The sequence below is a fragment of the Corynebacterium timonense genome (assembly GCF_900105305.1).
Taxonomy (GTDB): domain Bacteria; phylum Actinomycetota; class Actinomycetes; order Mycobacteriales; family Mycobacteriaceae; genus Corynebacterium; species Corynebacterium timonense.
On record NZ_LT629765.1, the window covers coordinates 1,988,080 to 2,011,080 of the forward strand.

Here is a 23,001-nt window from a genome sequence, read left to right on the forward strand (position 1 = left end):
GCGGCCGGCCCCCAGCAGGCTCGTGCCTACCCGGGTGGCCAGCCACTCGAGGTCGTCCACTGCTCCTACCAGCCGTAGTTGCCGCGGAGGATGTTGTTCAGCTGCGGCCTGACGTCGAAGAAGTAGACGCCGATGGCCACCGCCCCGAACCACGCGAGGAACGGGGCCTGCAGCAGGCACACCAAGCTCGACGCGGCGAGGATACCCACCCAGACCCATTTGCCCTTACGGTCGGCGGCATCGAAGGCGTCGTCGCGCGTCGCGGCGGCCGTGGCCGCGCCGACGACGCCGGCGATGCCCACGAGCAGGAAAAGTATCCCGCGCACAATCACGGGAAGCTGGAGGAGCCACTCAACGGGCCCGAACGCGCCAAATCCAAACAAGCTGCGGTCTTTCTTTCTGGCGCGGGGCGGTGCTTACTCTCCCGCGCGCTGGTTGGTGGTGTGGTCAGTGTCAGTGTCGGTGTCGGTAGACGGTGTGGTCTCGTCGACAACTTCGCCCTCAACAATATCGTCGTCGGCGGCGCCCGCGTCACCCTGGTCGCCCTCGCCCCTGTCGAACTGGTCGCTGACCTTAGCGATGAGCGCATCGAGGCGGCTGCGCATCTCGTTGACCGCGCCCTCCGCGTCGACGTCGGACTCGTCGGCGCGGTTGCGCACGTCCTTCACCGCCTGGTTAAAGGTCTCGCGCACCTCCGCGACCGCGTCCTTGAATGCGGCCTTGGCGTCCTCTGTCTGCGGCGACTTCACCGTGGCGTCGCCCGCGCGCGACGCCGACCCGGCGTAATCGCGGAAGATGTCCTCGGCGTCCGACGCGAAGGACGTCGCCGCTGCGCGGAAGTCACGGTCGTTCTCCGAGGAGTTGAACGCAGAGCGCGCGTTGTCCACAGCCGCCTTCAGCCGCTCACCGATGCCCTCGGAGCTGTCGACGCCATCGTCCTTGGCGTGCGCTCCCTGCGGGGCGTCAGACTCCCGATCCGCGCGGAACGTGTCCACAAAGTGGCTGGCCACGTTGCCCAGGGCAGAGCCCGCGAGCAGCCACGCCTCGCCGGCGCTCTTCAGGTTATCCATCAGCGAACCCGTGGTGTCCGAGCCGTTGTCTTCTGCGTTCGAATCCTTTACGGCGGCGTCGGGCGCGCTGTCCCCCGCCTCGCCGCGGACCTCTGCCTTGGGCGCGTTCGGGTCATCCTTGTCGAAGTTACCGGTGACATCGTTGTGCGGGGTGTAATCAGAGGCCATCGGAGGCTCCCTTCGTTGCGTGGGTGAGCATGGCGGTTGTTAGAAGAAAAGTATCTGGTAGCAAGTGTAGATAGCTAAACCCGCGAGCGCACCAACAACCGTGCCGTTGATGCGGATGAACTGCAGGTCCTTGCCCACCATGAGCTCAATCTTCTCGCTCGCTTCCTCCCCGTCCCAACGCTCGATCGTCTCCGAGATGATCCCTACGATCTCCCCGGCCCCGTTCTCGGCAACAAACCGGGTCACCCGCTCTAGGGCGCGCGCCGCCGACGCGCGCACCTCGGGGTCGGTGACGAGCTTGTCGCCCCACTCCCGACACAGGCCCGCGATTCTGCGCCGCAGCGCCGAGTCGGGGTCCGCCGCGGCGTCGACGAGCGAGGCGGACGCCTGCTCCCACACCCCGCCGGATATCGAGGCCAACGCGTCGGAGTTCAGGACGTCGCCCTTCAGCCCCTCTACGCGCGAGATCATCTCCGGGTCGTGCTGCAGGTCGTAGGCGAACTGCGAGATCTGCCGGCGGATGGCGCGCCGCGCCTCGTGGTGTGGGTCCTCGTCGACGTCCGCCATGAAGCTGACGAGCTCGCGGTAGACCTTCTCGCCCACAAGCTCCTTCGCAAAGCGGGGTGCCCACCGGGGCATGCGCTCGTCGATCATCGCCACGATGCTGTCTTCCATCTCGTGTACTTTTCGACGCCCCCACGCCACCATGTCGTCGACAAGCGGCTCGAGCTTGCCGTCCGCGATGAGGCCGTCGAGCGCGCGGCCGAGCGGCGGGCCCCACGCGGGGCGGCTGGCGCGCTCGATGACCTGGTTCTGAATGAGACGCTGCGCCTCGTCGGGGTCGATGCTCGTCACCGCCCGCTCGATGAAGCTGCCGACGCGCGCGGAGACAAACTCCGCATTGTCCGGCTCGCGCAACCATTGCCCAGCGCGGCGCGGCACGTCCGCGGCCGTCACCTTCGCCGTGATCGTCTGGGCGTTGAGGAAGTTCTCGCTGACGAAGGAGCTGAGCGCGCCCGCCACCTGGTCCTTCTTCCGCGGGATGAGCGCGGTGTGCGGAATCGGCAGGCCCATCGGGCGGCGGAACAGCGCGGTGACCGCGAACCAGTCCGCGAGCCCGCCGACCATGCCGGCCTCGGCGGCGGCGCGTACGTAGCCCACCCACGCGCCGGCGTCGCCGCGCGACTGCAGCCACGAGCAGGTGAGGAAGATGGCGGCCATGACGACCAGCAGCCCGGTGACGGAAAACTTGTAGCGCCGCAGGGTGGTACGACGCTGTTCTTCGTCCCCCGGGGTGGGCAGCGCGAAAGCGTGAGAAGACATGACCCGATTAAAGCAGGCCCCACCGACACAAGGACCCCCGCCACAAGGCGAGGGCCCTTCAGCGAGGCGGGCGCGGCGCGCTAGTTCACGCGGCCGGTGCGCTCGCGGTACTCCCTGTAGCCCTTGCGGCCAGCGAAGATGAGCCCGAAGCCGATCACGAGTGTGATGGCTACCTCGCCGAGGCCGAGGATGAGCAGTTTCGTGCCGTAGTCAGCTTGCGTGCCGGTACCGTACAGGTGGGCGCCGACGCCCCACACGGCCAAACCGATGCCGAACAGCGCGGCGAGAATGAAGCCCATGCCCACCCACAGCTTGCGGGTGTGCAGCGAGGAGTGCGGCGCGCCCAGCGAGACTGGGTCGTAGCCCTCGATGTAGGAGTCCTCGATACGGGCCACATAGTCCGGGAAGGACTCGTTGCGGATGTCCGCCACGGATTGGTTGGAGTTAGCCATGTCGCTCAGTTCCTTCGTTCGCCTCGGAAAAAGGGGTTCTCTGCCTCAGTATATGGCACCCCGTCAACGGCGCCCGGTCAGCGCCGCGTCGTTGTTTTAGTCGTCGCCGCCGCGGAACGCTGCGCGGGCGCGCTCGGCGTTGATGGCGCCCACCGCGTCGAGCGGGATGCCCGCCGGGCAGACGTCCGCGCACTCGCCGAACAGCGAGCAGTGGCCGAAGTTGGTCTCCAGCTCGTCGACCATCTGGCGCGCGCGCTTGCCGCGCTCCTGCTTGCCCAGCGGGAGCAGCTTGAGGTGCTTCAGCTTTGCGCCCGTGAACAGGTGCGCGGCACCGTTCGGGCAGGCCGCGACGCAGGCTCCGCAGCCAATGCAGGCGGCGTAGTCGAGCGCAAGCTCGGCGTCGTGGTGGTTGACGTGCAGCGTGTCGGCGTCGGGGGCGGTGCCAGCGGCGACGGAGACGTAACCGCCCTGCTGCATGACGCGGTCGAGCGCGGAGCGGTCCACCGCGAGGTCCTTGATCACCGGGAACGCACCGGAGCGGAACGGCTCGATGCGCAGGGTGTCGCCGTCCTTGTAGTTGTACAGACGCTGCAGGCAGGCCGTCGTGTTCTGGCCGGCGCCGTGCGGGCGGCCGTTGACGCTCACGCCGCAGGTGCCACAGATGCCTTCGCGGCAGTCGGAGGCGAAGGTGAAGGGCTCCTTGCCCTCCTCGACGTACTTATTGTTCACGTGGTCGAGCAGCTCCAGGATGGACATCTGCTCGACGGCGTCGTCGACCTGGACCGTCTCGTAGCTACCTTCAGCATCGGGTCCGGCCTGACGCCAGATCTCAAGTGTCAGTTTCATTACTTGTAGTTCCTTGCCATCAGAGGGATCGAATCGAAGTGCAGGGGCTCGGCGTGGCGGATGAACTCGCCCTCGCCGGCCGGCTCCCAGGCGGAGACGAAGCACCAGTTTTCGTCGTCACGCTGCGCCTCGCCGTCCTCGGTGAGGTGGTCGAGGCGGTAGTGGGCGCCGCAGGACTCGTCGCGGTCGAGGGCATCAATGCACATGAGCTCGCCGAGGTTGATGTAATCCACCAGGCGGATAGCGGCCTCGAGCGTCTGGTTCATGTCGTCCGCCGAGCCCGGGATGGAAATGTTGGCCCAGAAGTCATCGCGCAGCGCGCGGATCTTCTCAATGCCCTCCTGGAGGCCCTCGACCGTGCGGGACACGCCGCAGTACTCGTAGAGGAGGTCGCCGAGCTGCTCGTGGAAGTACTCCGGGCCGTGCGGCTCGGGGCCCTTGACGCTCATCAGGCGCTGGATCAAGTCCTGAGCGCGCTGGACGGCCTCCTGCGCCTCCGGGGAGTCGGCGGCCGGCGCGTCTTCGCCGAGGTGATCCGCCAGGTAGTTCGGGATGGTGAACGGCAGGGTGAACCAACCGTCCACGGAGGCCGACAGCAGCGAGTTCGCGCCGAGGCGGTTGGCGCCGTGGTAGGTCCACGAGCACTCGCCGGCGGCGAAGAGGCCGTCGATGGAGGTCATCTCGTTGAAGTCGGTCCACAGGCCGCCCATGGTGAAGTGGACGGTCGGCGCGATGCGCATCGGGGCCTTGTAGGGGTCCTCACCGGTGGAGTCCTCGTACATCTCGAAAAGGTTGGAGTAGCGCTCGCGGATGGTGGACTCGCCGAGGCGCTCGATAGCATCCGTGAAGTCGAGGTACGCCGAGTTGTGCAGCGGACCCACGCCATAGCCGTCGTTGAGCTGCTGGGAAATGGCGCGCGAGGCGACGTCGCGGGGAACGAGGTTGCCGAAGGCCGGGTAGCGGCGCTCGAGGAAGTAGTCGCGCTCCTCCTCGGGGATCTCGTTCGGGTCGCGGTCGTCTTCCTTTTCCTTCGGCGTCCAGATTCGGCCGTCGTTACGCAGCGACTCGGACATCAGGGTGGTCTTCGCCTGCCACTTGGCGTTGACCGGAAGCCCGGTCGGGTGGAACTGGATGAAGCAGGGCGAGGCGAGGTAGGCGCCGCGCTCGTAAGCGCGCATCATCGCGGAGGAGTTGGAGTTCTTCGCCAGCGTGGTCTTGTGGTAGACGTTGCCGTACCCGCCGGTGGCGAGGATCACGGCGTGGCCGGTGAACGGGGCGATCTCACCGTTGATGAGGTTGCGGGTGACAATGCCGTTGCAGTGCTTCTTCCCGTCCTTCTCGGTGATGATCAGGTCCATCAGGTCGTGGTGGGTGAAGATCTCCACGTTGCCCAGGTGGATCTGACGCTGCAGGGCCGACGCGGTGGACAGCTGCAGCTGCTGGCCCGTTTGGCCGCGGGTGTAGTACGTGCGCGAGACCTGCACGCCGCCGAAGGAGCGGGTGGCCAGGGTGCCGCCGTACTCGCGGGCGAACGGTGCGCCGATGGCGTTCATGTGGTCGATGACGCGGACGGACTCGATGGCCAGGCGCCAGCAGTCGGACTCGCGGCAGCGGTAGTCGCCGCCCTTGACGGTGTCCTTGACGTGGCGGTACGCGCCGTCGTTGTCGACCTTCTTGCCGCGGGCGGAGTTCACGCCACCCTGCGCGGCGATGGAGTGCGCGCGGCGGGGAGCGTCGTGGTAGGTGAACACCTTGACGTTGTAGCCAAGCTCGCCGAGCGCGGCGGCCGCGGCGCCGCCGGAGAGGCCCGTGCCCACCACGAGTACGGTGAACTTGCGGCGGTTGAGCGGGGAGACCAGGTTCATGTGGTCCTTCTGGTACTCCCACATGTCCTTCATGCGGACCTCGTGGCGGTTCGGCTCCGCGCTGTCGAGGATGAGGCCGGGGGTCACGCCGGGGACAACGGAGTCGGGCTGACGGAAGGCCTGCGGGGCGCCGGCGGCGGTCGCCTCGGTGGCCGCGGGCTGCTGGGACTCGGACCCGGAGCCCTGCGGGTTAATGGATGTAGTCATGTGAATGTTCTCCTAATCAGCCGTTACCGCTCGAAATTGGGGACCCAGCCGAGCATGATCGCGATCGGCATGACGACGTTGCCGAGGACGACGAGCGCCGGGAGGATGTAAGCGAGAATGACCATGATCGCGTGGCCACGCTTGCCCAGCCACCCGAGGTCGGAGACCGCGAGGTAGATACCGTGGGTGAGGTGGAGCAAAAGCGCCAGGTTGGCCACGATGTAGATCAGGGCCACCCACCAGCGGCTCGGATCAAAGGTGGCAATCAGGTTGTTGCGCACCGCGCCGTGGACGAACTCGTCGGATGCGACGACCTCGCCCAGCGTCATGTCGAGGATGTGGAAGATAACGAAGAGCAGCAGGATGACGCCCGTGATGAGCATCGAGCGCGTCGCCGTGGACTGCCAGCCGCCCATGAGGCCGGTGCGCTTGAACTTGCCGCGGGACCGAGAAGAGCGGGCGCGCAGCGCGAAGGCGCCGTAGATGTGCAGGACAAGGGCGACCAGCAGGACGATGCGGATCACCCAGAGGAGAACGCCCTCCGGCAGCAGCGGCGCACCCATGGTGCGCAGGAACTCGGCGTACTCGTCGATCGGGGCCACGCCGTTGCTGTGCAGCGGCATGAAGATCTTAAGGTTGCCCACCATGTGGCCGAGGACGAACAGTCCGAACAGGATGCCCGTAATGGCCATGGTGAGCTTAATGGCCCACGTCGGGAAAGACGGCTGCTCGCGCAGCGGCTTTTCAGTAATTTTTCCGTGACGAACTGCGTCACGATCTGCGTTTTGAACAGTCATGGCACCTCCAGTGTCGTACTCACCTTACGAAATGCGCCGAACCTTCACCTACTTCTCCGCCCCCGAACGGCCCCCACCACCACCTCGCGCACCGCGGCCCCGCCGAAGGCGGTCGTGTCCCCCAGCGCCACGAAAGCCCACTCCCAGCGTTTTCCGAGCCGAGTCCGCTACCCCGTCGCGCCACAACGGGCATATGTGACCTTCGTCACTACCCGCGCGCGGGTATGGCCCGTGCCCCTCACGTGACCCCAAAGGGTGTCAAACTTTCGACTGTTAGGCAGCACTAACCCCTCGTCACCCCAGTGGCCTGTACCGATGCACATGCGAAGACTTTTCACACTTCTTCGCACACATGCGTGCCCGCTCCGCGCGGGGGTGGTTAGATAAAGCCATGCCCAAGACCTACGTGGGGTCGCGGCTGCGGCAGCTGCGCCGCGAACGCAACCTGAGCCAGGCCTCCCTCGCCGCCGCCCTCGAGCTCTCCGCGTCCTACGTCAACCAAATCGAGCACGACGTGCGGCCACTGACGGTGCCGGTGCTCAAGCGGATCACCGAGGCCTTCGGAGTCGACGCCACCTTCTTCTCCCGCGACGACGATTCGCGGCTGCTCGCCGAGCTGAAAGACGTCGTGGAGGACCAGGAGCTGGGCACCCCCCAGATCGAACTGCAGGAGCTATCGGAGCTGGTCTACCGCCACCCATCCGTCGCGCGCACGGTCGTGGAAATGCACCGCCGCTACAGCAACGCCCGCGACAAGCTCACCCTGGCCACGGACTCGCGTGTCTCCTCAGCCGAGAGCCTGTCCATGCCGCACGACGAGGTCCGCGACTTCTTTTACTCGCGCCAGAACTACCTCGACGACCTCGACCACGCCGCCGAGTCCCTCGCGGAGCTGATCGGCGTGGAGCGCTTTGGCATCCACACCACTGAGCGCGAGCTCACCCGCCGCATCACGCGCGAGCACGGCATCGAGGTGACCACGATCCCCGCCGAGGAGGGCGTCCTCCACCGCCTTGACATCGAGCGCGGAGTGCTTACCCTGTCCCCCATCCTGTCGTCGGGCCAGCGCGCCTTCCGCATCGCCTCCGAGCTGGGCTACCTCGAGGCAGGCTCGCTTATCGACGCCCACGTCGCCGCCGAGCCCTTTTCCACCGAAACCGCGGCCAACCTGGCACGGCGCGGCATCGCCTCCTACTTCGCCGCCGCCACCCTGCTGCCCTACACGCTCATGCACACCGAGTCGGAGCGCCACGGCTACGACGTCGACTACCTCTGCCACGTCTTCGGCGTCGGCTACGAGACGGTGGCCTCCCGCCTGTCCACCCTCCAACGCGCCAACATGCGGGGTGTTCCGTTTACCTTCGTGCGCGTCGACCGCGCGGGCAACATCTCCAAGCGCCAGTCCGCCACCGGCTACCATTTCTCCACCTCGGGCGGCACGTGCCCGCTCTGGGGCATTTACGAGTCCTTCGCCCGCCCCGGGGAATCCGTGCGCCAACACGCGATGATGCCGGACGGGCGCACCTACTTGTGGATCGCCCGCGCCGTGCGCCACCACCGCTTCCAGTTCAACGAGACGGAAAAGCTCTTCGCCATCGGCCTCGGCTGCGAGGCGCGCCACGCCGACCGGACCATCTACGCGCGGGGGCTACTGCTTGACGACGCCACCCAGGCCACCCCCATCGGCGCCGGCTGCCGCGTCTGCCCGCGCGAAAACTGCCCCCAGCGCGCCTTTCCCTCGATCCAGCACGGCATCCACGTCGACCCGCACACCACATCGATCGCGCCCTACTAGCCCGCGGCGAGCTCTCACCGCCTCCAACCAGCACCAGCACCTGCACAGAACCGCGGTAGGCGTTTTTCTCTACACTGGGCGCCATGACTGAGACCAAGAACACCGTAAACCGAGTCATCGACGCCCCCGCCGACCAGATCTTCGACCTTCTGTCCAACCCCGAGCGCCACCCGGAGACCGATAACTCCGGCATGGTCGCCTCCGCGGACCAGGCAGAGCGGATCAAGGCCGTCGGAGACGTCTTCACCATGAACATGAAGAACGACGACGGCGACTACCAGACCCGCAACGAGGTCTTCGCCTTCCAGGAGAACAAGGTGATCGGCTGGAAGAACCTCGAGAACATCACCTCCAACGTCACCGTTGGCGCGAAGTGGCTCTACGAGCTCGAGCCGGTCGACCCGGACCACACCAGCGTGACCCTGACCTACGACCGCTCCGAGCTCGCTGACGACGACCTGCTGCCCATGACCGAGAAGTTCGACGACGACTTCCTCGAGACGAGCCTCGACGCCGTCGCGGCCGCCGTCTCCGGCGCATAAACCCCGAACCACACCGACACAAAAGGAGCTCACCGGTACGGTGAGCTCCTTTTGTGCGTCGTCACGCGATGCCTACAGGTTGATCATGTGGCCTTCGACGCCGTGGGCGACCTCCTTGAGTGCCTCGGACAGCGTCGGGTGGATGTGGATGTTGCGCGCGATCTCCTTGGAGGTGAGGTCGAAGCGCTGCGCCAGGGTGATCTCGGGCAGCAGCTCGGAGACGTTCGCGCCGACAAGGTGCGCGCCGAGGATTTCGCCGAACTCGCCGTCGGCGACGAGCTTGGCAAAGCCCTGCGACTCCGCGAGGCCGAGGGCCTTGCCGTTTGCCGAGTAGGGGAAGGTGGCCACCTTGATGTCGCGGTCCGGCCACTTCTCGCGGGCTTGGGCTTCGGTGTAGCCCATGGAGGCGACCTGCGGGTTACAGAAGGTGGCGCGGGGCGTCATCATGTAGTCGTCGATAAGCAGGGTGTCCTCACCGGCGATGACTTCGGCGGCGATGATGCCCTGGGCCTCGGCCACGTGGGCGAGCTGCAGCTTCGCGGTGACGTCGCCGATGGCGTAGATGCCGTCGACGTTCGTGCGCATGCGCTCGTCGATCGCGATGGCGCCGCGCTCGGTGAGCTCAACGCCCGTGTTCTCCAAGCCGTAGCCCTCGGTGCGCGGGGCGAAGCCGACAGAGATCATGACACGGTCGACGGTGAGGGTCTCGGTGTCGTCCGAGTCGTTCTTCTTCACGTCAACCTCAACAGAGTCGCCGTTGTCGCGCACGGCGGTAGTGGCGTGGCCGGTGAGGAGCTTGACGCCGAGCTTCTTGTACTCGCGGGCGATGGCCTTGGACACGTCCTTGTCCTCGTTCGGCAGCACGCGGTTCATGTACTCGACGACGGTGACCTCGACGCCGTAGTTGGACAGCACGTAGGCGAACTCCATGCCGATCGCGCCCGCGCCCACGATGACCATCTTCTTCGGGGCCTCGGGGTTGAGGATCTGCTCCTCGTAGGACACGACGTTCTCGGAGAGCTCGATGCCCGGCAGGGTGCGCACCACGGAGCCGGTGGCGATGATGCAGTTGTCGAAGGTGACGGTCGTGCCCTTGTCGTCGCCCTCGGTGATCTCGATGGTTTTCGTGTCCTTGAAGGTGCCCACGCCGTTGATCTCGGTGATCTTGTTCTTCTTCATCAGGAAGTGCACGCCGCCGACGATCTTCTCGGAGACCTTGCGCGAGCGCTTGTGTGCGTCCGCGTAGTCGAACTCCACATCGCCCTTGATGCCAAAGGTCTTGGCGTCGTGCTTAAAGATGCTGGCGACCTCGGCGTTCTTGATCAACGACTTCGAGGGGATGCAGCCCACGTTCAGGCACACACCGCCCCAGTACTTCTTCTCAACAACGGCGACTTTCTTTCCCAGCTGTGCAGCGCGGATCGCGGCGACGTACCCACCGGGGCCCGCGCCGAGGACAACAACGTCAAAATGTTCGTTACTCACGCCCACAAGGATACGTGCGTCTCAGCCACCGTGGCGGGGTGGAGCAAAATTATTCTCTGCGCGGCGGCATATATTGCCCTTCGCGTTGTAATGCCGCACACTTCTGGCAAGATATTCCCAGAGACTGCCACGGTATCGCCTCGGTCCCGTCCCGGTTCGGGCCAGGTAGGTACACGGGCAGCGCCACCACGCACATACGAGGCCGTGGGCTCACCGATCCACCCCCGACAACGAGTAAAGCGAGTCGCATGAAAATCACACGCCCCGCCGTCGCCGCCTCCGCGGCCATCGCCATTGCGCTCGGCGCCATTCCCGCCACCGCTCACCTGTCCGCGGAGCCGCTGAGCGAGCCCCCGCTGCACGAGCCGACGGTCAACTTCCGGCACGCCAAGTCGACGCTCGCCGCGGAGGCGGGCGACACCTCCGTACTGGAGCAGGCTCTGGCCAAGCTGACGGAGTCCGGCGCTGCCTCGAACGAGGGGAAGGACACCACGGACGCCGGCGCCGCTCAGCCCGCGACGAGCCAGGGTACGAAGAGCCCGAAGGCAGCGGCGCCCGCCGCTGCGGTGGCCCCTACTCTGCCCGCCGGGGAGTCGGGGGCCGCGATCGCGCAGACTGCCGCTACCCAGGGCGCTGCCGAGCAGGGCGCGAGCGAGCAGGACGCCGCTGCTGAGGACCCCGCCGAGCAGACCGTCCAGGGCGTCACGCAACTGGCCGCCGCGCCGGTGGACTACCAGGGCAAGCCCCAGACGTGGTTCGGCACGGTCCAGCGCAACGCGCAGTGGGAGGCGCTGTCGGTGCACTCCCCCGCGATGGAGCGCGACATCCCGGTCGCCGTGCGCTGGGCGACCGACACCGCGGGCCAGCGCGTCCAGGGGGCGCCGACGGTGTACCTGCTCAACGGCGCCGGCGGCTCCGAGCAGAACACCGACTGGATCGCCCAGGCGTACTCCCAGGTGGAAAAAACCTTCCGCGGCCAGGCCGTCAACGTGGTCATCCCGATGGAGGGCGCATTCTCCTACTACGTCGATTGGCAGTCCGTCCCAGCACAGAACACGTACTACAAGGGCAAGCAGCTGTGGACGACCTTCCTGGGCGACGAGCTGCCCCAGGCCATCGAGGCTCACCTGGGTGCAAACGGGAAGCGCGCCGTCGTGGGCTTCTCCATGTCTGCGACGTCCGCCCTTCTCCTCGCAGAGCAGCGTCCCGGCACCTTCGACGCCGTTGGCGCCTTCTCCGGCTGCCCGGCGACCTCCACGCCGGTGCCGTACTTCGCCACACAGCTCACCCTCAACCGCGGTGGGGCGACCCCGGAGCAGGTGTGGGGCCCGATGGGCTCGGACTACAACCGCTCTAACGATGCCCTCGTCAACGCTGAAAAGCTGGCCGGCACCGCGCTCTACGTGTCCAACGCGTCCGGCCTGGCCGGCGAGACCGACCTTCTCGGCTACTACCTCAACGACGACAGCTCGAACTTCCCGCAGGCGTCCTCCAACGCGTTCACGCTGCAGGTCGAGGGCGGCGTCATCGAGGGCGTGACCAACAGCTGCACCCACGACCTCAAGGCGAAGCTGGACAGCAAGGGCATCCCCGCGAACTTCAATTTCCGCAACACCGGCACGCACTCGTGGCCGTACTGGCTCGACGACCTTTCCATTTCCTGGACCGAGACCATCGGCCCGGCGCTGACCGGCAAGCCCTCTGCGGAGCTCGGCCCGAAGTAAGAATCGCGCCGGGCCCCGCTCCCCGAGCGTTAACCATCGCCGCGGACATAAAAAAACCGCCCCTATTCAGGGGCGGTTTTTTCGTTCCCGCCGCGCGCGGCGGGCGCTGCTGCCCGGCGCCTTAGAAAAGGCCCAGCCCCAGTGCGATGTTTGAGGAGGTCGAGGAGCCGAGGTGGACCAAGTGGCCGAGGGCCTCGTTGATCTGCAGCTGAATCTGTTCAATCGGGTGCATAGGTAGTCCTTCCAGGTTGGAGATTGGTATGTCCGCGTCGTACGGCTTGTACGTCGCCGTGGGCAGGGCAATTGTTACACAGTGAACCAAACCTCGCTAGTAACAATTTTCACATAAGTAACAATGGTATGTGTGTTTCGGGTCGTGCCCGGCGGGGAAATCAGCTACATTAACCTCGATACCCAGCTAGCATGCCGCAGACTGCCTTCCGGCGTGCCGCGGGGTGTGAAAACGCTGAAAGCCGCCTATTCGAAGGAACCTTCCAATGACCATGTCACGCTCGGCCCTCGCCCTGGCCGCTACTTTCTCTCTGGCGCTCGGGATCGCCCCCGCGGCCGCCCACGCAGACGCCCCTGCTTCTGACGCCTCCCAGGCCGCGGCCCAGGACGGCGTCCGGGAGGGCACCGTCAAGGCCTGGGACGCCCCGAACGATCCGCCCCTCGTGGTGGGCACCTCCAGGCCGCAGGGCTGGGTGCAGCAGGTCGACCACAAGAATGTGTTGTCCTACAAGGTCTACTCGCCGTCGATGGACCGCGACATCCCCATCGCCGTCATCCCTGCGACCGACGCCGAGGGCAACCGTGTTGCAAACGCGCCGATCGTCTACTTGCTCAACGGCGCTGGCAGCGCCGAACAAGACGCCGACTGGCTGACGCGCTTTGGCACCCGCGACTTCTTCGCGGGCAAGGGCGTGAACGTGGTCGTGCCGCAGGACGGCGCGTTCTCCTACTACACCGACTGGGTCCGCGACGACATCGAGTCCATGTACATCAACGGCCCGCAGAAGTGGGAGACCTTCCTCACCCGCGAGCTGCCCGGACCCATCGAGCGCACCCTCAACGCCGACCAGCGCCGCGCGATCGTCGGATTCTCCATGTCCGGCACCTCCTCCCTGGTGCTGCCGACCCACAACCCGGGCTTCTACGACGCCGCCGCCTCCTTCTCCGGCTGCGCCGCCACGTCCTCGCCGCACGCGTACAACTACGCGCGCCTGACCGTCAACCGCGCCTCGGGCTCGGGCGACTTCCGCACCGTCACCCCCGAGATGATGTGGGGCCCGATGGGCGGGCCGTACAACGTCTACAACGACGCGCTCGCCAACGCCGAGAAGCTCCGCGGCACCGCGCTGTACATCTCCACCGGTACGGGCCTGGCCTCGGAGACCGACATGGTCGGCTTCCTCGCCGGGCAGGGCGTCCCGCCGGCGATCGGCTCGATCGGCGCGGCGCAGCTGCAGATCGAGGGCGGCGTCATCGAGGCCGCCATCAACCAGTGCTCGCACGACCTGCGCGCCAAGCTGAACAAGCTGGACATCCCGGCCCACTACGAGTTCCGCAACAAGGGCACTCACTCCTGGCCGGTGTGGCGCGAGGATATCCAGAAGGCGTGGTTTACCACCATCGCCCCGGCCTTCGGCATGTAGGCCACCCCCGAGTAGACTAGCCCGGGTGAAAACCCACAGGCTGCGCTCGACCCCGATCCCCGGTACCCGCGACGAGTACACGGGGGTCGACTTCAACCTGGGGTTCCATGTCACCCACTACCACCTCGACATGGACTACAAGGTCGGGCCGAACAGGCTCGCCGCCACGGCGACGCTGACCCTCACCAACTGGCGCGACGTCGAGCACATGACGCTCGACTTGGACGAGAACCTCCGGGCCCGCCAGGTCGACGCCTCCGGCGGCATCGCGGTCGCGAAATTCCGCCAGTCGGGCGGCAAGCTGCGCATCCGCTTCGCCGAGGCGGTGCCGGTGGACTCCGAGTTCACCCTGCGCATCCGCTACCAGGGAAACCCCCGCACGAAGCCCACCGCGTGGGGCGCGCTGGGCTGGGAAGAGCTCGACAACGGCTCGCTGGTCGCCAACCAGCCCAACGGCGCCTCGACGTGGTTTCCCTGCGACGACACCCCCGACGAGAAGGCGACCTACTCCTTCGATATCCGCACCGACCGCGGCTACACCGCGGTGACCAACTTCACTGCGGCCCCAATGGCCTCCTACCTGGCCACGGTGCAGGTGGGCCAGTACGCCCGCCGCCGCCTTGGAGAGGACACCTACGCGTGGCTGCCCGCCGGGACGCAGCCGGGGGACCTCACCGCGCAGCAGGAGATGCTCGAGGTCTTCCGCGACCTCTTCGGCCCGTACCCCTTCGAGCGCTACGAGGTCGTGGTCACGGAGGACCCGCTCGAGATTCCGCTGGAGGCGCAGGGCATGGCCATTTTCGGTGCCAACCACCTGCGCGGCAACGAGCGCCTGATCGCCCACGAGTTGGCCCACCAGTGGTTCGGCAACTCCCTCGGCATCGCGCAGTGGAACGACATCTGGCTCAACGAGGGTTTCGCCTGCTACGCGGAGTGGCTCTGGGCCGAGCACACGGGCGAGGCGATCGACGACATCGTCCGCGAGCACTACGGCCGGCTCCCCGCCCCGAGCTTCCCGCTGGGAGACCCCGGCGCGCGGCACATGTTCGACGACGAGGTGTACAAGCGTGGGGCGATCACGCTGCATGCTTTACGACGCCACATCGGCGACCCGGGCTTCTTCGCCGGCCTGCGCCAGTACGTGGCGAGGAACGCCCACGGGATCGTCGAGCCGTGCGACCTCGCGGCCGCACTGCGCCCGCACGCCGACGGCGTCGACGAGGTGCTCGACGCCTGGCTCAACCACGCCGTGCTTCCGGAGTGCCCGTGAGAAGCCTGTCCCTCGCCACCATCTTCGCGGCCGTCTCCGGCTTCGTCGTGCTGTGGGTGGCGCAGTGGGCCCTCGATGCCGACACGGACTACCGCTACTTCGCGGCGTTCTGGGGCCTATTTTTCGCCTCCGCCGGGCTGATCGACGGCCTCACGCACGAAACCACCCGCGCCGTCGCCGCCACCGGCGACACCGGCCGCCGCGGCAGCGCGCGGCCGTGGCGTGTCGCCGCCTGGCTCGCGGTGGCGGCCGTCGTCGCCGGCGCGGTGGGCGGGGTCCTGTTCATGCCGCACGTCGTCCCCCCCGCCCCCGGTCAGGCCACCGGGCTTCTCGTCGTCGGCCTCGCCAGCTACGTGGCGCAGGCGGCGCTGTCGGGGGTGCTCAGCGGCACGCGGATGTGGGACCGCTACGCGGGTCTCGTGGCGCTCGACTCGGGCGTCCGGCTCGTCCTCGCGCTGGTGGCGTGGTGGGCCGGGTGGGGCCTCGGGGCCTTCCTGCTGATCACGGTGATCGGGGCGGCGAGCTGGGTGGTGTTTCTGCGCCGCGGGTTGGGCGGCGAGGTGGACGTCGACAAGCGAGCCTTTGCCCGGCGGGTGGGCTCGGCGATGCTGGCCTCGGGGGCCTCTGCGGCGCTGATCACGGGCTTCCCCACGGCGGCGAACGCGGCGTTCCCCCTGTCGGAGGGGGCGGCGGTGTCGGCGATGATCAACGCCGTGATTCTCACCCGCGCCCCCGTGCTCGTGCCGCTGCAGCGCTTCCAGTCCGCGCTGGTGGTGCGCTTCGTGGACCACCGCGGCAGCATCTACCGAGCTCTCGTCGCCCCCATCGCCGCCGTGCTGGGCGTGGGCGCGGCGGGCTTCGTGGCGGCGTGGGCGTTCGGCCCGTGGATCCTGCGGCTGGCGTTCACCCCGGAAATGTTCGTGCCCGGGCCCATGCTGGGGGCGCTCACGTTCGCCTCGGCGCTCATCGGCGCGCTGATGATTACCGGCATCGCGGTGCTCGCGCAGGACAAGCACGCGTGGTACGTCGCCGGCTGGGGCGTCGCCTCCGTCGTGGCGTTTAGCCTCATGTTCGCCCTGCCGTTCGACGTCGCGACGACGGTGATCGTCGCCCTCGTCGTCGGGCCCCTGGCGGGCGCGGCCGTCCACGCCGTCGGCCTGGCGCGGGCCGTATAGTTACACGGCATGGGAAGAATGCTCGTCACGGGAGGCGCCGGGTTCATCGGCTCCAACTTCGTGCGCCTAGTGCGCGAGCGCGGGGTGGCCGAGGTGGTCGTGCTCGACGCGCTGACCTACGCCGGCAACCGCGCCAACCTCGACGGCTGCGACGTCGAGTTCGTCCACGGTAGCGTCACCGATGCCGCGCTGGTGGACGAGCTCGTGGCCCGCTGCGACACCGTGGTGCACTTCGCGGCGGAGTCCCACAACGACAACTCGTTGGCCGACCCCTCCCCCTTCGTCCAGACGAACCTCGTGGGCACGTTCACGCTGCTCGAGGCGGTGCGCGCCCACGGGGCGCGGTTGCACCACATCTCCACCGACGAGGTCTTCGGCGACCTCCCTCTCGACGGCGACGAGGCCTTCACCGAGGACACCCCCTACAACCCCTCAAGCCCCTACTCGGCGACGAAGGCCGGCTCCGACCACCTGGTCCGCGCGTGGATCCGCAGCTTCGGCATCGATGCGACGATCTCGAACTGCTCGAACAACTACGGCCCCTACCAGCACGTGGAGAAGTTCATCCCGCGCCAGATCACCAACCTCCTCACCGGGCGCCCCGCCAAGCTCTACGGCAGCGGCGCCCAGGTGCGCGATTGGATCCACGTCGACGACCACAACGACGCCGTGCTCACCATCCTCGAGCGCGGCCGCAGCGGGCACACCTACACCATCGGGGCCGGACCCAGCCGCACCACCAACAAGCAGGTCGTCGAGCTCATCTGCGAGATCATGGGCGGCGAGTACGTCCACGTGGCCGACCGGCCAGGCCACGACCAGCGCTACGCCATGGATGCCACGAAGCTGCGGCGCGAGCTGGGGTGGAGCCCGCGCTACAGCCCCACCATCCGTGAGGGCTTAGAGCGCACCATCGCCTGGTACTCCGAGAACGAAAGCTGGTGGCGGGGCGTGAAAGAGGGCGTCGAAAAGCGGTACGCGCAAAACGGGCAGTAGAAGGCGCTAGGAGTAGCGCAGCAAGGCAACTTCTTTGCTGCCCTCCTCCCCGAACTCGTGAACCTCCTTGTCCACGATGATCTCAGCTTTAGGGTCGATCTCCGTACCCGGCTGTGTACCATCAGGGCACGCATTGATGCTCCGCGGGTCAAACCACTCCACATGCGGTTTTGCGTCTTGTCAAGGTTGAAGGTGCCGCCGCCTGTTTCTTTGATCAAGGCCCGGTGGTCGTCGGGTAATGTCCGGCCGACGGCATGCTCGATTGCGGTGAGGCGGGCATTGTCGGCCGGTTCAGCGGGTTTCGAAAACGAATGTGTAAAAGGTCATTGTTGTTTTCATTTCGGCGCAGGCTGTGTGGAGCGCCTATTGCCTAAAATTCCGGTTCGACGGTTTCTGCGAGAAATTCTTCGTGGGACCAGTATGTCCGGTCCCAGTAGCAGATGAAGTCACGCGGCTCGATCGTGATGTAGTGATCCGGAAGGACGAGGCCATACTCCTGGGTGATAACTTGTAGGCCCTTTGCTTCGAGTGCCTGCGCTGTTTCATCGACCGGTAGGCTGTTGTCTGGGCCGATGGGGACGCCGAGGAAGGTGACGTTGTCGTTGTTGAAGTCCACTCGGGCGGTGACGCATCTGCCGTCTTCGATGATCGAGACGATCTTCCACATCTCTTCCTCCGCACCGTCATTGTCGATGAGGAGGAAGCCCTCGAGGTCGGTACCGGATCCCTTCTTGTTGAAGAAATAGTCGTCGAGAAGGGCGATGTTTTCCTCGACCGTGCCGCCGAGATTGAAGTGCAGCGGCAAATCAAAAGTGAAATCCATTAGTCGCCTTTCGGGTTAGCGTCCGGATCCATCGCGGTCCAACAGATGGTGGCAGTTTCTCCTTCGAAAACGTAGAACGACACTCCGGTGCCAGTGACCGTGATGCCGCCTGATTCTTTCTTTGTGGGGATATCGCGTTTTTTCAACTCGTTTTGGAATTTGGTGGCACGCATGGGTACCGGAATGCCCAGGAACGTGTCGCCTGGTTCCAGCGATAAGACCTCGCATTCGGTAGAGAGACCCTTTTCGAAAAGTATTTTCACGTAGCGACTCTCTCCATTGAAATCAGCTGTTCCTCTTAAGGTTTCCATGGACAAAAGATCGCGTCGGAAGGGGTCGGCAATTCGGGATGCAAGGTCGTCGATGTTTTTCCCGAACTCGAGCGGTTCAGGCGGATGAGTAGAAAATTCCATGCTGGGGTCTCCTAGGTGAGTTGGTTTGGGTTGACGCGTGGGGAAGGTGATTTGGTGATGAAGCCTTCTTTCAGTGCGTATTCGATTGCCTCGTCCAGGGCTTCATCATATCGACCTTCGAATTGGGGTTGAGTTAGAAAATCGTATTCCATTTGGAAGATCTTATCCGTATCACCTTTCTTGAATAATTCAGCTTGGAGTTCACGATACCGCTTAGCTTCTTTCTTAGGCCCCCAGCTTTCTGTCAGTCTGTGATCCTCCGGGGTCATTTGGATAGCGGGTGCGTTACTCGGGTTGAGCCCCTTTCTTCCCAGTCCTCCTGCGGCATCAGGATTGCTCTTGATAACCTCCTGCGCTATCAGGTGGTGGCGGTGAAGCTGGATGCCTGTTACGTGTGTCGCGTTCAACCTGTAGTAGCTGCTACCGCGCAATGGCTGTTCAACGGTAGACTTTACGCTACATCTTAAGGATTCTGCTAGGAGGAATGCTGCAGGTGCAGCGTGAGCGGTTCGGTGTGTCGGTGGGGCTGTCGCACTAATTGCTTGGTTCGCCCCGGGTTTAATAGAGGGTAGGAATTTGGAAAAGGAGCCCTACACATGCCCTCGAAGTACACGCCTTAAGTTGAGGCAGCGCGCCATCGAACTGGTGCTGCACGCGCAAGCTGACCCTGACACGTCTCGTGGTGCGATATCCCGCATCGCTGTCGAGCTCGGAATCAGTCAAGGAAACTCTGCGCGGCTGGGTCCGCGCTCATAAACAATCCGGCGCGGCAACCCCGGGCGGAATCTATGGATCTTGCAGCAGAAAACCGCAGACTGCGAGCTGAACTGATTGAAGCGAAGCGCGCCAACGAGATTTTGAAAAGAGCATCAGCTTTTTTCGCGCCCGCGTGCGAGCGCCCACACACGCAGTCGTCCGGTTCATCGACGACAACCGGGAGGAATTCGGGGTCGAACCGATTATTCGCGCCCTTTCAGCAACCAACGCGAAAATCGCCCTGAGCACCTACTACGCCCACAAATCCCGGCCTGAATCATCTCGATCTATCCGCGACCGACAACTACGCAACACTTTGCGTGCCATCTACGACGACAACTACTCCTGCTATGGAGCGCGCAAACTATGGGCCGAGATCAACCGCCGAGGCGATGTCGGTCACCTCGCCCGGTGCACCGTTGAGCGCCTCATGGCACTCGAAGGCATCCGTGGTATCCGGCGCCGGAAGAAAAAGCCTTCCACCCGCAGCGCTGCCCCCGATAACTGCCCATCCGATGTGGTCACACGCGACTTTTGTGTCGATGCGCCGAACCGACTGCAGGTCGCGGACATCACCTACATCCCCACACGTGCCGGATGGGTGTACGCCTCGTTCGTCCTCGACGCGTACACCCTGCGAGATTGTTGGCTGGCAGATCACCAACCACATGCGCCCATCACTGGCTAAAGACGCACTTGACATGGCCTTGTCAGCGCGCTTGCGCGCCGGTGACAACGTCTCCGGTCTGATCCATCACTTTAGACAGGGGCGTGCAGTACAGGTCGGTCGTCTACGGACAGACCCTGGCTCAGTCGCAGGTTATCGCCTCGGTTGGCTCGCAGGGGCCCGACCTCGCCTTCAAAATCAGACAGGCTGATCTCCTCACCCTCCTCCATCAGCGACGGGCCGGAGAAGTCCGGCAGCGGGGCACGTTCCTCCTTTGCGTAGATAATCTCGGTTTGGCCTCCTGGTGAGTGGAACTGGAAGGTGCCCCCGACGGCGACGGCGTTTCGGGCGCCGTCGCCTGAGGAACAGGCCGTCAGGGTCACGGCGCTGAGCACCGCGGCAACCGCGATGGCGGCTCTGCGGGGTGTGCTCGGCATGGATTAGATCTCCTTATTCCGGGGCGGTGGGTACGAAGACGGTGTTCTGGTTGTCCCGGAAGACCACAACACCGAGGAAGGTCATCGTGCTGCCCGGTGGGTGGTCTGCAGCGACCCAGCTCACCCCAGCGACCGACCATGCTGTGGGGTTAGGCGTACCGCAGGGAACTCATCATCCCAGTTTCCTGGTGATAAGCGTTGTGGCAGTGAAACGCCCACTCACCGGGGTCGTCGGCGATCAAGTCCGCGTTCACCGTTTCGCCGGGGAGAATGAGGACAGTGTCCTTGCGCAGACCGCTACTTCCGGGCAGAGCCCAGGTATGCCCGTGCAGGTGCATCGGATGGGGCATGGCCGTGGGGTTGTGCATCCGCATCCGCAGGCGTTGGCCTTCTTGGACTGTGCCCGGGGAATCAGCACCGTCGATGCGCAGTCCCCACTGGTAGGGCATCATCTGGCCGGTTAATTCGACCGCTGTTTCCTTATCCACGTCACCGGCCGGGAGCAGGGCTCGTTCCGCCGGCTCAAAGGACGTCAAGAAGGTACCGGGGGCAGTGAGTTCGGGGAAGGTAGTCTCTGGTGCGGGGGTCTGGCCCGCGGCGGTCCGGATGACGGCAAACGCCCAGTCGTCCTTGCCGGCGGCCAGGGCGGTCAGGGGAAAGACCCCATCACCGAGTACCACCTCCACGTCGACGCGTTCACCCATCGAGAGGTAGAACGACTCGATGTCGTGGGGACGGACCGGGAAACCGTCGACGTGGGTGACGGTCATGCGGTGGCCACCGAGAGCCACCTTGAAGATGGTGTCAGCGCCGGAGCTGATGAACCTCAGGCGGGCTTTATCCCCCGGTCAGGCATTAAACGTTCGGTGCGCCCGGGGAATGCGTCCGTTGATGAGGTAGTGCGGATACATCACATCGCCGGCATCCCCGCCCAGTACCCGGTCCGGGGTGCCGTGCGTCATCTGGCCGTGACCTCCCATCCCCTTCTTCCCGTTATGGTCGCCCGAACCCATTCCGGTGAGCTTGTCGAGCTCATCGTCGGGAGTGCCCTGAATGCCATTTACCCAGTCGTCGAGCACGATGGTCCACTCGACGTCCTGGTCCTCAGCGTCGTCCGGGTCGCGGACAATCAGTGGGGCGTGCAGACCCCGGTCGAGTTGTAGGCCGGAGTGGGAATGGTAGAAGTAGGTGCCACCGTGGGGGACTTCAAAAACGTAGGAGAAAGACTCGCCAGGTTCAATGGGGTCCTGGGTCATGCCGGGCACACCGTCGGCTGCGTTGTGGAGTGCGATGCCATGCCAGTGGATGGAGGTGCTCTCAGGCAGTTCATTGGTGATATCGACCTGGAGGACGTCGCCGGCGGTGGCCTCAATGGCCGTATCCCTGGTGTCAGAGACGTATCCCCACGTCTTGGCTTCGATGCCGCCGATATCCAGGGAGAGGGGCCGGGGTGGTCAGTGTCCGGCGCACCGTCGGCTCACCGAGCGCAGTGGGGGTGGGAGTGGGGCGAAGGGAGGGATCTGGTGCCGAGGCAGCGGGTCCAGGGTCGCTGGTGCAGGCGGCCACGGCCCCGGTGCCGGCGAGGACGAGCCCGCCGAGCAGAAACTGTCGTCGGGAAAACGCGTTCATCATGATTTAACCTTCCTTGGTGTTAGATTTCAGTGACACGGGAGACAGGCGCAGGTGAGGACCCTGCTGAGCCATCACGTCAGGCGCAGGTCTGTGACACAGGTGGCGCCGTCGTCGGTGGTGGAAAACTCCGTGGTGCCGGTACGCCCCTGGTAGCTGACCTCAATCAGGCCGGTGGCATCATCGGGAAGCCAGAAGCCAATAAACCCGTTGTCGAAGGTGGTTGTCGCCTCGTCCACCAGCACCTCACCGGTCGCCTCATCGGTGATCGTGACCTGGATATCCTCATTGTCGAGTTCCCCCAGGCAGGTCGTGAGGCTGTGGTAGAAGCAGTCGTGGGTGGAGGTGAGATAGGGTGCGATCGAGACATACGTCTGATTGTCGGGAAGATCGACCATGACTTCCTGGTCATCGCTCGAGAGCAACAGTTCATCGGCGCGCACTGAGGCGATCAGATCCGTGGGACGCTCTGTGACCTTCTGCCGGTCGAGGTGATCAATGATCTCCACCGCGTCCATGGCGGCCAGGCCATGGACAGTCAGGAATGTGTCCTGGGACACCGTCCCATCGGCGGTGGGTTCCGGGTCGGCGGCCGAACACCCCGTGAGGGCGAGGGCGAGGGCGGCGGCTGCGATCGCTGCTCGTTTCACGTCAATCTCCTTGGATCGTGGTAGGGCCATAAGAAGACACCGCCTCAAGGTCGATGCCATACCTTTATCTAGCACGGGTGCCTGACGGACTAGAATCCAAAAACCCTGCTCACAGTCTTATAACAGGGCGAAAAGGGGGTGAATTCGGTGGGCTGGGTCACCACCGGGGCACCACCCCACAGTCGTGGGCGATGTCCTTCTACCCGCCCCGGGTATGCGGTGCAGGCAGTGAAATCCCTGGTGGCGCCTGCTGAAC

21 protein-coding genes and 1 pseudogene are annotated in these 23,001 nt (G+C 65.2%); 8 read left to right on the top strand and 14 right to left on the bottom strand.

Features of this window, described 5'->3' with window-relative positions; translation table 11 throughout:
- Positions 1-65: 65 nt before the first annotated feature.
- The 7 genes from BLT81_RS09435 to BLT81_RS09465 form a co-directional block, all read right to left on the bottom strand.
- On the bottom strand, positions 66-383 hold the full coding sequence (locus tag BLT81_RS09435) for a DUF2516 family protein (RefSeq protein ID WP_019193826.1): 318 nt from the start codon (positions 381-383) through the stop codon (positions 66-68).
- Positions 384-416: 33 nt separating this feature from the next.
- Positions 417-1,238, bottom strand: a complete 822-nt coding sequence (locus tag BLT81_RS09440; RefSeq protein WP_019193825.1) for a CGLAU_01105 family protein — start codon at positions 1,236-1,238, stop codon at positions 417-419.
- 39 nt (positions 1,239-1,277) lie between these two features.
- Complete coding sequence (locus tag BLT81_RS09445; RefSeq protein ID WP_019193824.1) at positions 1,278-2,561, bottom strand: DUF445 domain-containing protein; 1,284 nt, start codon at positions 2,559-2,561, stop codon at positions 1,278-1,280.
- An 80-nt stretch (positions 2,562-2,641) separates the two neighbouring features.
- Entirely contained in the window at positions 2,642-3,013 is a 372-nt protein-coding gene (locus tag BLT81_RS09450; protein ID WP_019193823.1) for a hypothetical protein, read from the bottom strand.
- A 96-nt stretch (positions 3,014-3,109) separates the two neighbouring features.
- Positions 3,110-3,859: a succinate dehydrogenase/fumarate reductase iron-sulfur subunit gene (locus BLT81_RS09455; protein ID WP_019193822.1), complete on the bottom strand. Its 750-nt coding sequence runs from the start codon at positions 3,857-3,859 to the stop codon at positions 3,110-3,112.
- The gene (locus BLT81_RS09460) at positions 3,859-5,931 is read right to left on the bottom strand and encodes a fumarate reductase/succinate dehydrogenase flavoprotein subunit (protein WP_019193821.1); all 2,073 of its coding nucleotides are present in this window, start codon (positions 5,929-5,931) and stop codon (positions 3,859-3,861) included. Before BLT81_RS09460 ends, BLT81_RS09455 begins: the two co-directional genes overlap by 1 nt.
- A 23-nt stretch (positions 5,932-5,954) precedes the next feature.
- Complete coding sequence (locus BLT81_RS09465) at positions 5,955-6,728, bottom strand: succinate dehydrogenase cytochrome b subunit (RefSeq protein WP_019193820.1); 774 nt, start codon at positions 6,726-6,728, stop codon at positions 5,955-5,957.
- 391 nt (positions 6,729-7,119) lie between these two features.
- Between BLT81_RS09465 and ramB the strand changes: the two genes are divergently transcribed.
- Both ramB and BLT81_RS09475 read left to right on the top strand, forming a co-directional pair.
- Positions 7,120-8,523: an acetate metabolism transcriptional regulator RamB gene (gene ramB / locus BLT81_RS09470; protein ID WP_019193819.1), complete on the top strand. Its 1,404-nt coding sequence runs from the start codon at positions 7,120-7,122 to the stop codon at positions 8,521-8,523.
- An 83-nt stretch (positions 8,524-8,606) separates the two neighbouring features.
- Complete coding sequence (locus BLT81_RS09475) at positions 8,607-9,065, top strand: SRPBCC family protein (RefSeq protein ID WP_019193818.1); 459 nt, start codon at positions 8,607-8,609, stop codon at positions 9,063-9,065.
- A gap of 72 nt (positions 9,066-9,137) precedes the next feature.
- Here BLT81_RS09475 and lpdA read toward each other — a convergent pair whose 3' ends face one another.
- Positions 9,138-10,550: a dihydrolipoyl dehydrogenase gene (gene lpdA, locus BLT81_RS09480; protein ID WP_196794466.1), complete on the bottom strand. Its 1,413-nt coding sequence runs from the start codon at positions 10,548-10,550 to the stop codon at positions 9,138-9,140.
- Between the two features lie 248 nt (positions 10,551-10,798).
- Between lpdA and BLT81_RS09485 the strand changes: the two genes are divergently transcribed.
- The 5 genes from BLT81_RS09485 to rfbB all read left to right on the top strand — a co-directional run bounded on the left by BLT81_RS09485 (position 10,799) and on the right by rfbB (position 17,370).
- Positions 10,799-12,274: an alpha/beta hydrolase gene (locus BLT81_RS09485; RefSeq protein ID WP_019193816.1), complete on the top strand. Its 1,476-nt coding sequence runs from the start codon at positions 10,799-10,801 to the stop codon at positions 12,272-12,274.
- A gap of 497 nt (positions 12,275-12,771) precedes the next feature.
- Complete coding sequence (locus tag BLT81_RS09490) at positions 12,772-13,929, top strand: alpha/beta hydrolase (protein WP_019193814.1); 1,158 nt, start codon at positions 12,772-12,774, stop codon at positions 13,927-13,929.
- 25 nt (positions 13,930-13,954) lie between these two features.
- The gene (locus BLT81_RS09495) at positions 13,955-15,199 is read left to right on the top strand and encodes a M1 family metallopeptidase (protein WP_019193813.1); all 1,245 of its coding nucleotides are present in this window, start codon (positions 13,955-13,957) and stop codon (positions 15,197-15,199) included.
- Positions 15,196-16,374, top strand: a complete 1,179-nt coding sequence (locus BLT81_RS09500) for a hypothetical protein (RefSeq protein ID WP_019193812.1) — start codon at positions 15,196-15,198, stop codon at positions 16,372-16,374. Before BLT81_RS09495 ends, BLT81_RS09500 begins: the two co-directional genes overlap by 4 nt.
- A 9-nt stretch (positions 16,375-16,383) precedes the next feature.
- A complete protein-coding gene (rfbB, locus tag BLT81_RS09505) occupies positions 16,384-17,370 on the top strand; it encodes a dTDP-glucose 4,6-dehydratase (RefSeq protein ID WP_040421025.1) in 987 nt (328 codons plus the stop codon).
- 370 nt (positions 17,371-17,740) lie between these two features.
- Here rfbB and BLT81_RS09510 read toward each other — a convergent pair whose 3' ends face one another.
- Genes BLT81_RS09510 through BLT81_RS12725 form a run of 3 tightly spaced genes read right to left on the bottom strand, consistent with a single transcriptional unit; the run spans position 17,741 to position 19,013 of the window.
- The gene (locus tag BLT81_RS09510; RefSeq protein ID WP_019193809.1) at positions 17,741-18,193 is read right to left on the bottom strand and encodes a hypothetical protein; all 453 of its coding nucleotides are present in this window, start codon (positions 18,191-18,193) and stop codon (positions 17,741-17,743) included.
- Positions 18,193-18,606, bottom strand: a complete 414-nt coding sequence (locus tag BLT81_RS12720; RefSeq protein WP_155860810.1) for a hypothetical protein — start codon at positions 18,604-18,606, stop codon at positions 18,193-18,195. Before BLT81_RS12720 ends, BLT81_RS09510 begins: the two co-directional genes overlap by 1 nt.
- 11 nt (positions 18,607-18,617) lie before the next feature.
- Entirely contained in the window at positions 18,618-19,013 is a 396-nt protein-coding gene (locus BLT81_RS12725) for a hypothetical protein (RefSeq protein ID WP_155860809.1), read from the bottom strand.
- A 482-nt stretch (positions 19,014-19,495) separates the two neighbouring features.
- Between BLT81_RS12725 and BLT81_RS09520 the strand changes: the two genes are divergently transcribed.
- Positions 19,496-20,050: an IS3 family transposase gene (locus BLT81_RS09520; protein WP_172812389.1), complete on the top strand. Its 555-nt coding sequence runs from the start codon at positions 19,496-19,498 to the stop codon at positions 20,048-20,050.
- 71 nt (positions 20,051-20,121) lie between these two features.
- Here the strand turns inward: BLT81_RS09520 and BLT81_RS09525 are convergent, their stop codons facing one another.
- The 3 genes and pseudogenes from BLT81_RS09525 to BLT81_RS09535 all read right to left on the bottom strand — a co-directional run bounded on the left by BLT81_RS09525 (position 20,122) and on the right by BLT81_RS09535 (position 22,745).
- The gene (locus BLT81_RS09525; RefSeq protein WP_019193807.1) at positions 20,122-20,466 is read right to left on the bottom strand and encodes a hypothetical protein; all 345 of its coding nucleotides are present in this window, start codon (positions 20,464-20,466) and stop codon (positions 20,122-20,124) included.
- A gap of 149 nt (positions 20,467-20,615) precedes the next feature.
- A pseudogene (locus tag BLT81_RS09530) lies at positions 20,616-22,098 on the bottom strand (multicopper oxidase domain-containing protein).
- A 71-nt stretch (positions 22,099-22,169) separates the two neighbouring features.
- Positions 22,170-22,745, bottom strand: coding sequence for a CueP family metal-binding protein (locus BLT81_RS09535; protein WP_019193804.1), 576 nt, complete (start codon positions 22,743-22,745; stop codon positions 22,170-22,172).
- Positions 22,746-23,001 lie beyond the last annotated feature (256 nt).

Excerpts from the sequence above, each read along its gene's own strand:
- BLT81_RS09440 (WP_019193825.1), bottom strand. The coding sequence starts at position 1,238 with ATGGCCTCTGATTACACCCCGCACAACGATGTCACCGGTAACTTCGAC.
- BLT81_RS09510 (WP_019193809.1), bottom strand. The coding sequence starts at position 18,193 with ATGGATTTCACTTTTGATTTGCCGCTGCACTTCAATCTCGGCGGCACG.
- ramB (WP_019193819.1), top strand. The coding sequence starts at position 7,120 with ATGCCCAAGACCTACGTGGGGTCGCGGCTGCGGCAGCTGCGCCGCGAA.
- BLT81_RS09475 (WP_019193818.1), top strand. The coding sequence starts at position 8,607 with ATGACTGAGACCAAGAACACCGTAAACCGAGTCATCGACGCCCCCGCC.
- BLT81_RS12720 (WP_155860810.1), bottom strand. The coding sequence starts at position 18,606 with ATGGAATTTTCTACTCATCCGCCTGAACCGCTCGAGTTCGGGAAAAAC.
- BLT81_RS09525 (WP_019193807.1), bottom strand. The coding sequence starts at position 20,466 with ATGCCGAGCACACCCCGCAGAGCCGCCATCGCGGTTGCCGCGGTGCTC.
- BLT81_RS09460 (WP_019193821.1), bottom strand. The coding sequence starts at position 5,931 with ATGACTACATCCATTAACCCGCAGGGCTCCGGGTCCGAGTCCCAGCAG.
- BLT81_RS09455 (WP_019193822.1), bottom strand. The coding sequence starts at position 3,859 with ATGAAACTGACACTTGAGATCTGGCGTCAGGCCGGACCCGATGCTGAA.
- rfbB (WP_040421025.1), top strand. The coding sequence starts at position 16,384 with ATGGGAAGAATGCTCGTCACGGGAGGCGCCGGGTTCATCGGCTCCAAC.
- BLT81_RS09485 (WP_019193816.1), top strand. The coding sequence starts at position 10,799 with ATGAAAATCACACGCCCCGCCGTCGCCGCCTCCGCGGCCATCGCCATT.
- BLT81_RS09450 (WP_019193823.1), bottom strand. The coding sequence starts at position 3,013 with ATGGCTAACTCCAACCAATCCGTGGCGGACATCCGCAACGAGTCCTTC.
- BLT81_RS09490 (WP_019193814.1), top strand. The coding sequence starts at position 12,772 with ATGACCATGTCACGCTCGGCCCTCGCCCTGGCCGCTACTTTCTCTCTG.
- BLT81_RS09445 (WP_019193824.1), bottom strand. The coding sequence starts at position 2,561 with ATGTCTTCTCACGCTTTCGCGCTGCCCACCCCGGGGGACGAAGAACAG.
- BLT81_RS09465 (WP_019193820.1), bottom strand. The coding sequence starts at position 6,728 with ATGACTGTTCAAAACGCAGATCGTGACGCAGTTCGTCACGGAAAAATT.